This window comes from Sphingobacterium sp. SGR-19, assembly GCF_011043555.1.
In the GTDB taxonomy this organism is placed as follows: Bacteria; Bacteroidota; Bacteroidia; order Sphingobacteriales; family Sphingobacteriaceae; genus Sphingobacterium.
In genome coordinates, this window is the sequence record NZ_JAAKGS010000009.1 from 181,571 (window position 1) to 194,806 (window position 13,236).

11 protein-coding genes and 1 tRNA gene are annotated in these 13,236 nt (G+C 40.3%); 6 read left to right on the plus strand and 6 right to left on the minus strand.

The window, feature by feature from the left end; all coding sequences use genetic code 11:
• Window positions 1-47 precede the first annotated feature (47 nt).
• On the minus strand, window positions 48-929 hold the full coding sequence (locus tag G5B43_RS16085; protein WP_165295822.1) for a cupin-like domain-containing protein: 882 nt from the start codon (window positions 927-929) through the stop codon (window positions 48-50).
• Window positions 930-1,050: 121 nt separating this feature from the next.
• Between G5B43_RS16085 and G5B43_RS16090 the strand changes: the two genes are divergently transcribed.
• Entirely contained in the window at window positions 1,051-1,554 is a 504-nt protein-coding gene (locus G5B43_RS16090; RefSeq protein ID WP_165295823.1) for a lipocalin-like domain-containing protein, read from the plus strand.
• A 48-nt stretch (window positions 1,555-1,602) separates the two neighbouring features.
• Here the strand turns inward: G5B43_RS16090 and G5B43_RS16095 are convergent, their stop codons facing one another.
• The 3 genes from G5B43_RS16095 to gyrA are packed head-to-tail and all read right to left on the minus strand — an operon-like array spanning window position 1,603 to window position 6,441.
• A complete protein-coding gene (locus G5B43_RS16095) occupies window positions 1,603-2,775 on the minus strand; it encodes a tetratricopeptide repeat protein (RefSeq protein WP_165295824.1) in 1,173 nt (390 codons plus the stop codon).
• A gap of 2 nt (window positions 2,776-2,777) precedes the next feature.
• Window positions 2,778-3,944, minus strand: a complete 1,167-nt coding sequence (locus G5B43_RS16100; protein ID WP_240904893.1) for a tetratricopeptide repeat protein — start codon at window positions 3,942-3,944, stop codon at window positions 2,778-2,780.
• Window positions 3,886-6,441 (minus strand): DNA gyrase subunit A, encoded by a 2,556-nt coding sequence (gene gyrA, locus G5B43_RS16105; protein WP_165295825.1) that lies wholly within the window; start codon window positions 6,439-6,441, stop codon window positions 3,886-3,888. The genes G5B43_RS16100 and gyrA overlap by 59 nt, the downstream gene beginning before the upstream one ends.
• A 336-nt stretch (window positions 6,442-6,777) precedes the next feature.
• Here gyrA and serC point away from each other — a divergent pair, with 336 nt between their 5' ends.
• The 5 genes from serC (at window position 6,778) to G5B43_RS16130 (ending at window position 11,706) form a co-directional block, all read left to right on the plus strand.
• Window positions 6,778-7,848 carry a 3-phosphoserine/phosphohydroxythreonine transaminase gene (gene serC, locus G5B43_RS16110; protein ID WP_165295881.1) on the plus strand — a complete coding sequence of 357 codons (1,071 nt, stop codon included), beginning with the start codon at window positions 6,778-6,780 and terminating at the stop codon, window positions 7,846-7,848.
• A gap of 17 nt (window positions 7,849-7,865) precedes the next feature.
• Window positions 7,866-8,813 carry a D-2-hydroxyacid dehydrogenase gene (locus tag G5B43_RS16115; protein WP_165295826.1) on the plus strand — a complete coding sequence of 316 codons (948 nt, stop codon included), beginning with the start codon at window positions 7,866-7,868 and terminating at the stop codon, window positions 8,811-8,813.
• A gap of 184 nt (window positions 8,814-8,997) precedes the next feature.
• Window positions 8,998-10,311, plus strand: a complete 1,314-nt coding sequence (locus tag G5B43_RS16120; protein ID WP_165295827.1) for an aspartate kinase — start codon at window positions 8,998-9,000, stop codon at window positions 10,309-10,311.
• Window positions 10,312-10,343: 32 nt separating this feature from the next.
• Window positions 10,344-11,519, plus strand: a complete 1,176-nt coding sequence (gene lysA / locus G5B43_RS16125) for a diaminopimelate decarboxylase (protein WP_410528492.1) — start codon at window positions 10,344-10,346, stop codon at window positions 11,517-11,519.
• 114 nt (window positions 11,520-11,633) lie between these two features.
• Window positions 11,634-11,706: transfer RNA gene (locus G5B43_RS16130), tRNA-Lys, on the plus strand.
• A 306-nt stretch (window positions 11,707-12,012) separates the two neighbouring features.
• On the opposite strand, the gene G5B43_RS16135 is transcribed toward G5B43_RS16130, so the two are convergent.
• Both G5B43_RS16135 and G5B43_RS16140 read right to left on the minus strand, forming a co-directional pair.
• Window positions 12,013-12,312: a zf-TFIIB domain-containing protein gene (locus G5B43_RS16135; RefSeq protein ID WP_165295829.1), complete on the minus strand. Its 300-nt coding sequence runs from the start codon at window positions 12,310-12,312 to the stop codon at window positions 12,013-12,015.
• 102 nt (window positions 12,313-12,414) lie between these two features.
• Complete coding sequence (locus G5B43_RS16140) at window positions 12,415-13,203, minus strand: DJ-1/PfpI family protein (protein ID WP_165295830.1); 789 nt, start codon at window positions 13,201-13,203, stop codon at window positions 12,415-12,417.
• Between the last annotated feature and the right edge of the window lie 33 nt (window positions 13,204-13,236).

Genomic DNA, 13,236 nt, shown 5'->3' on the forward strand with positions numbered 1-13,236 from the left:
AATTATTTGACAAAGTGAAAAGAAAAAGAAATGCATCGTGATACATTTTACGGATTTGATTGTTTCAAATAAACGTTTAAAGCCTTTTGACTCCGTTCAAAAGCTTTTCGTTGTTTGTAATCCACCCATTTTTGTTTGAAGAGTTTACGCATAAATTTATCGGTGTATCGGATAAAGAAGACCTCGTTCAGCATTTTCAAAAGTCTTTGTGGCGAACTGGGAAAAGAGCGTAGCGTAATGGAGAACCCCGCTTCTAAATAGCGGTTAAAGTGCCAATAACCACTCGGCATGAAGAGCGCATCGCCGTGTTCCATGAAAATTTCATACCCTTTTGCATAGCGTAATGCTGGAAACTGCGTATAGTCCGGGCGCTCATAGTCTACATTATAAATGGTATGCACAGCAAGGGGAACTTTGTATAAAAAAGCGGCTTCTTCTGGAGGAAACAATAAGACCCTTTTCTTGCCTTCGAATTGAAAATGCAATAAATCGCCTAGGTCGACGTCATAATGCATAAGCACGCGAGCTTCATTGCCTCCAAAAAATAGTGTTGGGATGCGTTTGAAATATTTAAAGCCTAAATCAGGATAAGAGAAATTCTTGAGTAATTCAGGTAGTTTATCCGTAATGATATAGAAGAAAATCCGTAGATCGGACGATTGCGTTTTGATAAGACGGATGTAGTCTCGCATCTTCATGTGGGTAGCAGGTTCATCTGTCGCTTTATTGGGATCGGCTGGTTTGTTATCATAAAGCCCGACAACTTGTTCGCCCGCCTGCTCATATATATAATCTAAATTCCACTTGTCGTATGCTTCCCACTTTTTTGCAAACCCTTTAATAAGAACGGGTTTTTGAGGCTTGAAGTATTTTTCTAAAAACACTTCCTTGCTTATGTCGTCCACAATATCAATCTCCGATAGGATCATAGCTCTTTTTATGGTTTAAAGTAACAAAAAAAATGTCAAAATTTCATCATACATCATCATCATGTAAACTAAGTTGAGAAGAAAAGCGTTACTATTACAAACTAGTGCTACAGCATCTATTATGACATCAATAAAAAACGAACTAATAGGAACTTGGAAACTCTTATCCTATATTGAAGTCCCCATAAAAGGTGACGATTCACTTTTCCCAATGGGAAAGAACCCTTATGGAATACTTATGTATTCTTCTGATGGCTACATGGCGGTACAAATATCTAAAGAGGAACGATTGCTTTATAAAAGTAACGATAAGATGATGGCTACGCAGGAGGAAATGGCCTCTTCCTTGCAGGGATATATAGCCTTTTCTGGAAAATACAAAATAGACAACAATAATGCTATCGTTACATATTGCATAGAAAGCTCGTTGTTCCCGAACTGGAAAAATCAGCTGCAGCATCGGAAGATAGATTTTGAGGGCGATGTGCTTTACCTTAAATCTACAGAGCCTATTCTTTCTAATGGTGTGTTTGTTAACTCCTATATGACTTGGCAACGTATGGGGCGTTCGGTTGACGACTTCGTCGATGAACATTTATTAAGGGAAATTAGTCTAAAGAACTAAGCATAAAAAAAGAGCGTTTTCAACGCTCTTTTTTTATTTCAAACACTATTATTGTTGTAATGCTTCAATTTTAGCCTGTGTTTCGGCTGATTTTGCCTCATCTTGTTGGAAGTCATAATAGCCCTTCAGACTTCTTAATGCATCGATATCGTTTGGATCCAATTCCACTACCTTTTCAAGATAGGGTAAAGCTTCCTTAATCTGCACCTTAAGTTCTTCTACTCTTTTGCTATAATCGTTATTTGATAACGTTTTGTCTTCGTTAAGTGCATTTAATTGGTCCCTTACACCATTTATAATAGTTGCCGAAGCATTTTTATTGGCTTCCACGTAATTTGGATCGATTTCGACAGCTTTTTTATACGCCTCGATAGCCTTATCATTATTATTCGATGCTGAATATGCAATACCTAGATAGTAGTGTAACGCTTTATTATCTGCATCTTTTGCTATTTGATTTTCGATATCGTTAATTATTTTATCCTCATTACCAGTCATAAGGTTTAATTCGATATTTTGTACAGAAGCGTCGTTGTCTTCCGGATATTCAGCCGCTGCTTTGGCGGCATATTCCAATGCATTGGTGGTATCCTTAGCTGATAGGTATAGTTTAGGTAAATCTACCATAACCGACTTATGTTGAGAAAATTCCTTTTGCGGGATCAATTCCTCATATCTTTTAATAGCGTTTGGATAGTCTTGCTTTTGGATAGCAGCCAAGCCTGAATAGTAGAGTAATGTCGTATCTCCAGGAAGATAACGCAGCGCCTGATCAAAAGCTGCATAAGCTTCGTCATATTTTTGGCTATTAAATGCATCCGCACCTTGGCCAAAATTAAATTGACCTAAAAGCTGACCGGCAACCGCGATGTTTTCTTTATTTTTTTCGTCGCTGTCCAACTCTGTCGCCTTTTTGATACCTTCTTCTGCTGCTTGCACTGCTTCTGCTGACTTTTCTAAAGTGGCTAAATTAGCGTTGACCAAAGCATAGATTGTCCAAGTTTCGGCATTGTCTTTTGTTTTGTCATGGGTAATAGCTTGGTCTATCGCTTCTTTTGCACTTTCTAAGCTATTTTTGCCTAATTCTGCTGAACCGGCACCTTGTAGCTCTTGAAATTTTTGCAATCCTGCCTTTGCTTTTCGTAAGTTGCTGGTCTGAGCGAACGCAGTAGTTCCTGCTACTACCAATAAAGAAAATAATATTGCTTTTTTTATATTCATATCTAATTGTTTGATAGTTGATTCAATAATAATTTTACACGATCTAATTGTGCGAGATCCCCTGATCTTTCATAATACAAAGAAAGAGATCTCAAAGCATTAACGTCGTAAGGGCGAATTTCGTTTGCTTTTAGCAATAAATTTTGCGCTTGGAATTGGGCCTCTACATTATCACTGTCTTGTAGGAAACCATTAAGAAAGATAAGTCCTAATGCTAGATTTGCTTCATAATTATTTGGGTCGAGCTGTAAAACCTTACTATAATATCTTTTTGCAATTTCAATATTTCCAACCGTTTCGTTTGCGTATCCCGCAAGATAATTCAGATCGATATTTTCCGGCTCATGGGCTATTGCTTCGTCAATAATCGGGGCAATAGCCTTGTACTCATTATTCTGAGCAAACAGTTGGATCAAGTTCATCAATACCTGCTTGTTTTCTGGGAACTTCGTGCGCGCATCGTGTAATGTATTTAGTACAGCTTGATTGTCTCCATTTTTTTTGTGAACCTCTGCCAGTTCCAGGTAATACTCCACTGGTGCATCGCCTCTCTTTAATAAATTACTGTAATAGGCAGTTGCTGCGGCGTACTGTTCGGTTTGTGCTGCTAAAAGTGCAAGATTATAAGTGACATCATAATTTTGGATGTTGAGATCCCGTACTTTTAGGTAGCTTTCATAGGCGCCCGCATAGTCTTCTTTTTCTAACGATTTTTTTGCCTTATAAATATGTGATGCTGCTAAATTCTGCTTGACATAATTAAACTCGGAAGGATAGTTTTCCCAATCCCGTTTTCTGACTTTGTTTAATGACTCATAAGCAATGTCAATGGGATCGCTTGGGTTTTTTATACTACGTGTAGAATCCGCATATGCTATCGAACTATATATCATAGCACGAAGGACGTTTACACGCGTACTATTGGAGTCACGGCGGTTTTTGTAGGTTTCGTCTATGAATTTTTTTGCGCTTTCCAGATTCTTTATATCACCCGATTTGGTATACCGCGCAAAACTATTGCTGCTTTCTTTATAGTTGGATTGAGCAAAAGTTTGCACAGATCCTAACAATAGCAGGCCCGAAACGATTACGGGCAAGCTTAACCCTATTTTATTCTTCGTTTTCTTTAGCATCTGTTGTGTCGTTTGGTACACTGTTTTCATCTGCATTATCATCACCGTTTTCCACTTCTTCCTCACGTTCTACTTTCGTAATTGAAGCTATAGCGTCGGTATCTTTCAGTGTAATCAGACGCACGCCTTGTGTTGCACGTCCCATCACCCGAAGGGTATCGACACCGATACGGATCACGATGCCCGACTTGTTGATGATCATTAAATCATCTTCATCGGTAACCCCTTTAATAGCAACCAGTTCACCTGTTTTCTCCGTAACATTAATGGTTTTTACACCTTTACCTCCTCGATTTGTTACGCGATAATCTTCAATATCGGTACGTTTGCCGTAACCTTTTTCAGAAACAACAAGTACCGTCGTTTCGGAATTATCTACAGCAATCATGCCAACTACTTCATCCTTGTCGTTAGCGAGCGTAATACCGCGTACCCCTGTAGCTGTTCTTCCCATCGGACGTACAGTGGACTCGTTGAAACGTATTGCACGTCCCGAGCGCAACGCCATGACAATTTCACTGTTTCCAGTAGTTAGACATGCTTCCAATAACTCGTCGCCATCATTGATGTTGATTGCATTTATACCATTTGCACGAGGTCTTGAATACGCCTCTAAAGACGTTTTCTTAATTGTACCTTTTTTCGTACACATGATAATGAAGTTGTTCTCAAGATATTCCTGATCCTTAAGATTGGTTACCTTAATAAAGGCCCTGATCTTCTCTTCTTTCGGTACATTGATGATATTCTGCAACGCCCGTCCACGGGAGGTACGGCTACCCTCTGGAATTTCAAAAGCACGTAGCCAGAAACAACGTCCGTGATCCGTGAACAATAACAGATAATTGTGTGCGGATGCTGTGATAATGTGCTCTGTAAAATCCTCGTCACGTGTTGTCGATCCGATCGAGCCTTTACCACCACGTCCCTGACGGCGATATTCTGTCAGCGGTGTGCGCTTCACGTATGAATTATGTGAAATCGTAATAACAATCTCTTCATCATCGATGAAATCTTCCATGCGCATATCCTCTGCAGAATGCACAATGACAGAGCGACGCTCATCACCATATTTCTCTTTTATCTCGATAAGTTCTTTTTTGATTATCTCCATGCGCAGGTCTTCGTCTGCAAGTACTGATTTCAAATAATCAATTGTTTTCATCAGCTCGGCATATTCTTCCTTGATCTTATCACGCTCCAGTCCTGTCAAACGACGAAGCGTCATGTCTAGGATAGCGCGTGCTTGGATATCAGTCAAGCCAAATCTGCTCATTAAGCCTACACGAGCATCTTCCGGTGTATCGGAGTTACGGATAAGCTTAATGACTTCATCAAGATGGTCAAGCGCGATAAGGTATCCCTCTAATATATGCGCTCGTTTTTCCGCCTCTGCCAATTCAAATTTGGTTCGGCGAATAACCACTTCATGCCTATGCTCCACAAATTCGTGGATCATGTCCTTTAAGTTCAACAACATCGGACGCCCTTTTACTAGAGCAATGTTGTTTACAGAAAAAGAAGTTTGTAAAGCAGTATATTTATAAAGGTTGTTCAATACAACATTCGCATTTGCTTCACGTTTGATTTCATATACAATCCGGAAACCCTCTCTATCAGATTCATCGCGGATAGTCGAAATACCCTCGATCTTTTTCTCATTGACCAGTTCCGCTGTCCGCTCAATCATATTGGCTTTGTTCACCTGGTACGGAATCTCAGTCACGATAATGCATTCCCGCCCGTTTTTAAGTGTCTCGATTTCCGCTTTAGCGCGCATGACAATACGTCCTCTACCCGTTTCACAAGCATCCTTTACGCCATTGTAACCATATATAATACCACCGGTCGGAAAATCCGGTCCTTTGATGTGCTGCATCAATTCCGAAATTTCGATATCGCGGTTATCAATGTAGGCAATGGTACCATCTACCACTTCGGTCAGGTTGTGAGGAGCCATATTTGTAGCCATACCCACAGCAATACCTGACGCTCCGTTCACAAGAAGGTTAGGGATACGGGTGGGTAATACAGTAGGCTCTTGCAACGAATCGTCAAAGTTCAGTTGAAAGTCTACTGTATCCTTGTTGATGTCGGAAAGCATTTCCTCTGACAATTTCTTTAGACGTGCCTCTGTATAACGCATGGCCGCAGGAGGGTCGCCATCGATAGAACCATAGTTACCTTGTCCATCTACCAATGGGTAGCGCATGCTCCAGTCTTGCGCCAAGCGCACCATGGCATCATATACTGAAGAGTCACCATGTGGGTGATACTTACCCAGCACATCTCCAACGATACGAGCGGATTTCTTATAAGGTTTGCCACTCGTTACACCTAGATCTAACATCCCGTATAATACACGTCTGTGTACAGGTTTCAAGCCGTCTCTTGCGTCGGGTAGAGCGCGAGAAACGATAACCGACATAGAATAATCTATGTAGGCAGATTTCATTTGATCCTCGATATTGATTGGAATGATTCTGTCGTTTGCAGGTACTAGATTGTTTTCGTTTTCTGTTTCTTCAGCCATATTTATGTGGTTTCAATAAAACTAATGTGTCCCCAAAAAAATATTCACACATCGCATGCGAAGTTACGATTTTTTTTGATAATCACCGAGCGTTCAAGTGTCTAAAATATATGTTGGTATAAAGCGGGGAGTAAAGTACGGACATCGGGAATATTTGTATATTTTCGAGATATCGGAAGGATAAGAAGATATTGTGCAATTCGTTTATTATATGTCATTTTTTTATAAAACAAAAGAAATGCTTATTTATTTGTCAATAAAAGTTTAAGAAATATGAGGAAAATTAAAAAATGTGCTATTTTTGCGGTTCATTTATTCACATAAAATAAATTCATGATGAAACACAATTTTGGGGCAGGACCATGCATACTTCCAAAGGAAGTATTTCAAGAAGCTTCGCAAGCGGTAATTGATTTCAATAATACTGGGCTTTCTATTCTTGAAATATCGCACCGTTCCAAAGAATTTGAGCAAGTGATTCAAGAGGCGGAGGCTTTGGTACGTGAGCTTATGGATGTTCCGGCTGACTATTCTATTTTATTTTTACAAGGAGGAGCAAGTCAGCAATTTGCCATGGTTCCGATGAATCTATTGCCCGAAGGGGGGAAAGCGGCCTATTTAGATACTGGAGTTTGGGCGACAAAAGCTGCAAAAGAAGCGTCGAAAATAGGAGAAGTCGAGATTGTGGCATCCTCATCCGATAAAAACTATACCTATATTCCTAAGAAGTTTTCGGTACCTGCAGATGCTGCGTATTTCCATTACACATCAAATAATACAATTTACGGTACGGAAGTTTTTGAAACGCCAGATATTAATTTGCCAATAGTAGTTGATATGTCATCAGATATATTGAGCCGTGTAATCAATGTGGCTGATTATGATTTGATTTATGCCGGTGCGCAGAAAAACATGGGGCCTGCGGGCGTTACATTGGTCATAGTAAAAAATGATATTTTAGGGAAAACCGGTCGTACCATACCGTCTATATTTGATTATCAAACACATGCAAAAGCCGAATCACTTTATAATACTCCCCCGGTATTCTCTATTTATGTGTCGATGTTGAACCTACGTTGGTTAAAGGAGAAAGGCGGTATATCCGTAATTGAACAAGAAAATATCATTAAAGCACGTACGTTGTATGATGAGATAGAACGGAACCCGTATTTCAGAGGAACAGCGAATGAAGAGGATCGTTCTCGGATGAATGTGACGTTCGTTATGGATACGCCAGAGCAGGAAGCTGCTTTCTTGAAGCTTGCACAGGAGCGTGGAATGATAGGAATCAAAGGGCACCGTTCAGTAGGAGGTTTCAGAGCATCGATTTATAACGCCTTGGGTATTAGTTCTATTAATGCCTTAGTAGATGTGATGAAAGAATTTGAAGAATTGAGTAATAAATAGAAAAAACAATTTATTAAATGAAGATATTAGCAAACGACGGCATTGATGCAGCGGGTAAGAAACTGTTGGAAGATGCCGGATTTGAGGTAGATACAAACCATATTCCGCAAGAAGAGCTTGCAGAAAAATTACAGGCTTATGATGCCATTACCGTACGCAGCGCCACGAAAGTTCGTCAAGCATTGCTTGATGTGTGCCCGAATATTAAAGCTATTGGACGTGGTGGTGTAGGAATGGATAACATTGATGTCGATTATGCACGCTCAAAAGGTATTGCCGTCATCAATACACCTGCCGCGTCATCGTTATCTGTAGGAGAACTTGTATTTGCTCACCTTTTAAATGGTGTACGCTTTTTGTACGACTCCAATCGCAAGATGCCCTTAGAAGGGAACACGAATTTCGCAGGACTTAAAAAAGCCTACGCGAAAGGTGTGGAATTAAGAGGGAAAACTTTAGGTGTTGTTGGATTTGGAAGGATTGGTCGGGAGACTGCCAAGGTAGCCCTCGGGTTGGGTATGGACATTATCTACACCGATCTATTCGATGGGCCGACATCCTTATCGCTGACGTTCACCGGTGGAATCCAGGTGGACTTGCCTGTGAAACAAGTGGCTTTCGAAGAAGTATTAAAGCAATCTGATTTCATTACACTTCATGTTCCTTTTTTGGATAAACCTGCTATCGGAAAAGAAGAATTTGCTTTGTTAAAAGATGGAGTAGGGTTAGTAAATGCTGCTCGTGGTGGCGTAATAGATGAACTAGAGCTAATCAACGCACTTGATTCAGGTAAAGTATCTTTTGCAGCATTAGACGTATTTGACAATGAACCAACGCCAAGACAGGAGATTTTGAGCCACCCCCGGATTTCTTTGACACCGCATATCGGAGCGGCAACAAATGAAGCACAGGAGCGGATCGGTATCGAATTGGCGACGCTGCTTATAGATGCACTGAAGAAGTAGTTCTTCCGCATAAAAATATGCGGCACAAAAGCAATGAAAAGCATTTGTGCCGCTTTTTTGTGTAAAATAACTACATTTACAGGTTTTTATAGACAATTTATTCAGATGGACCTGCATAAATTACATCGCAAAGAATACAAATTTATGCAAGCTTGAAACTTAACACTCATAGATAATTACTCTAATGAAAATTCTAAAATTTGGTGGCACATCGGTGGGAAGTGCCCAACGTATCAAAGGGTTGTTGGATATTGTAAATCCTACGGAGCGCCAGGTTGTCGTTCTATCGGCAGTCGCCGGTACAACCAATGCTTTGGTCGAAATAGGGCATGCATTTTTAGCTGGAAAGACGGAGGAGGCATTAAGTCTAATTAAACAACATAAGGATAAGTACGAAGACTTAATTAAGGAGCTTTTCACCACAGCACAAGGACTCGAAAAAGGAAAGGATTTAATTGACTATCACTTCAATTATATCGCTTCTTTGGGTAATGAGATGTTTACACCTGTAGAAGAAAAGATAATTTTGGCGCAGGGAGAACTGTTGTCGACCACGTTGTTTCACTTCCATTTAGAAGAAATCGGCGTTCCATCGGTATTGTTGCCAGCATTGGATTTTATGAAAATAGATGAAGATAACGAGCCCATGGTACCCTATATTGGCGAGAAGCTTTCTACTTTGCTGGCAGAATTTCCCGATAATACCCTATTTATTACGCAAGGTTATATCTGTCGGAACTCGTTTGGCGAAATAGACAATCTACGTCGTGGAGGATCTGATTATACAGCTTCGCTTATTGGCGCCGCTATCCAAGCAGACGAAGTACAGATTTGGACGGACATTGATGGGATGCACAATAACGATCCGCGTATCGTAAAAGGAACGCATCCGATAGCCAATCTTAGTTTCGATGAAGCCGCAGAGCTAGCTTATTTCGGTGCAAAGATTTTGCACCCACAAAGTGTTTTCCCAGCGCAACGATATAATGTGCCCGTGCGTTTACTGAACACAATGGATCCACAGGCAGCAGGTACGCTAATAAGCAAAGAGGGTGGGAGCAATGGACAAATTAGGGCGATTGCGGCTAAAGATGGAATTACGGCCATCCATATCCACTCTTCCCGTATGTTGTTAGCTTATGGTTTCTTACGTAAGATATTCGAGATATTTGAACGCTATAAAACACCTATCGATATGATTACAACATCGGAGGTGGCTGTTTCGCTGACTGTGGATGACACCAGAAATTTAGAAGACATCATCAAAGAGGTCGAAGACTTCGGTTCTGTACATATAGATCGTGATCAGACCATCGTCTGTGTGGTAGGAGACTTTAGTGCCAATACGCATGGATACGCAGCCAAAGTATTGGATGCAATCAAGCACCTTCCTTTGCGGATGATTTCTTATGGAGGATCGGATTATAATGTCTCTATCCTTTTGGATACCAGTCATAAAACAGAAGCACTCCGTTCTTTGCATAATAGGTTATTTTAGAAGATTCACGAATTACGAATAGAGATTATATGTTGTTTAATAACAGTCAGCGAGAAAGAATTAAAGAATTAGAAACGCCGTTCTACTACTACGATCTAAATCTGTTGGAAGAGACATTGGAGCAAGCGAAACGTGCGGCAGATAAACGGGGCTTTCATGTGCACTATGCACTGAAAGCCAATTTTAACGATCGCTTGTTGTCTGTGATCCAATCGAAGGGACTCGGAGCAGATTGTGTGAGTGGAAATGAAGTGCAAAAAGCAATTGATTTAGGCTTTGCAGTTGATAAGATCACATTTGCAGGGGTTGGTAAATCGGACAAAGAAATAATCTTGTCATTGCAGCATGGTATCTTTGCTTTTAACGTGGAATCGATTCAAGAGATGGAAGTCATCAATGAGTTGGCTGGTAAGGTGGGTGTCATTGCTAATGTGTCGTTAAGAATTAATCCGAACATCGACGCAAACACACATCATTATATCACTACCGGACTCGACGAAAACAAGTTCGGCGTTCCGACTTCTGAACTTGAAAGCGCTGCATCAGTTATCCGGCAGGCACAGCATGTAGAGTTAGTGGGGTTACACTTTCATGTTGGTTCGCAGATTACCGATATGAACGTCTTCAAGAGTTTATGTGTAAAAGTAAACGAGTGGAAAAATTGGTTTGAAGAACGTGGAACGCAGATCAAAGTATTGAATGTTGGTGGCGGATTGGGCGTAGATTATCAGCATCCACACGAGAACCCAATTCCGGATTTCGAGACGTATTTTGATATATTCGACCGGTTTTTGGAACGGAATGCACATCAAGAGGTACATTTCGAATTGGGACGTGCTTTAGTGGCGCAATCTGGATCGCTTATCACGAAGGTGCTTTATACTAAAAGTGGTGTAAAGAAACACTTTCTGGTAGTTGATGCGGGGATGACAGAGCTAATGAGACCAGCACTTTATCAAGCATACCATAAAATAGAACGTGTAGATACAGACGAAGAACCAACCATTCAGTATGATGTAGTAGGGCCGATCTGCGAGAGTTCTGACTGTTTCGGTAAAGAAGTGCCCCTGCCAAAATCGGAAAGAGGGGACTTAATAGCCATCCGTACAGCAGGCGCCTATGGTGAAGTTATGGCCTCGCGCTACAATTTGCGGGACGAGGTACGCTATTTATATAGCGACGCATTAAATTTATCCCCCTCAATATGAATGGTTTTTTGTTTTTCTGGAAAAAAAGAGGTTAAGAATGTTTGCATTTTAAATCGAAATTCCTACTTTTGCATCACTTCAAACAACGAAGCGGTGCTTCAGAAAACGAAGTAAGATTCCGTAGCTCAGCTGGTAGAGCAATACACTTTTAATGTATGGGTCCTGGGTTCGAATCCCAGCGGGATCACTAAACAAGCTCAATCGAAAGATTGGGCTTTTTTTGTGCCCGCAAGATTCGAACGAAGGGTCGGGATGGGTTCGATTCTCGAAGGTTCAGGCATGAGTTTGGGCAATGTGGGACTGAACCAATCCCAGGGGGATCACAAAGCACAAAGCCACTTCTTCACAAGAGTGGCTTTTGTTATTTAAGCTGGGATGATAACAGAAGGGGTAGGCTGGGGCGTTGAATATAAAAAACGCTTATCGCACGATTTTGATTTTAAGACGAAAGGCTACCGACAGTATATTCACTTCTGCAATCGAAGAAAAGATGCTAGTCAAAATCGAAAAAATCAGATAAAAAAGATTTCTTTTTACGCCCATATTGGGGGTGTTTATTCCTGTCTGAATATTTATCATTCCGTTCGTAATCCTGTGAGTAGGGTCGCTTCTCAACATCGCTATAACTTCCTTTGTCAGGATTATTCCCATGGGTTCTTTGAGCAGAATACTCCAGTAACTTATCCAATTCACCTTTATCCAGCCAAATTCCTCTACATTGTGGGCAATAATCAATTTCAACGTTTTGACGTTCCGTCATTAACAGGGTCGCATTACAATTCGGACATTTCATGTTCTTCAAAATTATGTTTGTCAAAGTATAAACTTAACTAAAAAAAACACAGATAGTGCCACATTAGCTTTTTTTAACATTCCTTAAACCGAGGGACTCTGGTCAATCCTTTCTTAGATATTCATTTAGTGCATCTAAATATAATTTGTTAAATGAAGTTCCAGAGAACGGATTCTGACTCGTCACTAAATTTCTATCTTTCACTGCATAGTTTGCCTTCGGTAGCCTACTCTTATGTTGTAGCCCCATTTTTTTTAATTTCTTCGCTATTTTTCTGTTTTTGGGTTTCCCTTTCATAATAAAACGTTCAATTACGAATTCTTCAAATAGCGAGACCGAATTAACTTTAAAACCAATGTATGGGTTTTCATCTTTTGGAATAGTTAATATCAGACTTGGTGCGTGACAAATAAGACCAGTTGGCTTGTTTTCCTTTGCAAAGTGTTTTAAGAGGACAGGTATGTTAATATCGTTTTGCAAATCGACCATCAAACCTTGTCCACCTGGGATGATCAAACCAATATACTCCGATTTTCTTTCAACAGCCTGCTCCAGTGTTTTGGGGTTGTTAAACAAACTATCTGTCTGGGTGAATGCTAAAGCCTCGTTTTTTATCTCCAAGCTATTTTTCCAATATTTGTCTTTCACGCTTTCTTCATCTATTGTCGCGACAACCCCATTTGGTGTTGCAAAATCCACGGTATATCCAGCTTCAATAATCGATTTATAAGCGAGGTAAAATTCGTTCAGGAAGACGCCAGTTTGTCGAAGTTTTTCTCCGTTGTTCAGTTCTAAGGTATTCGCTGCACTCATTACAAATAAAACTTTGTTGGTTTGTGCGTAAACCATATTGGTAAAAAGAACCGATGCCAATATTATTTTAATTTTCATTCTGTAAAGTTCCCAAGAAGAAAAACGGAAAAC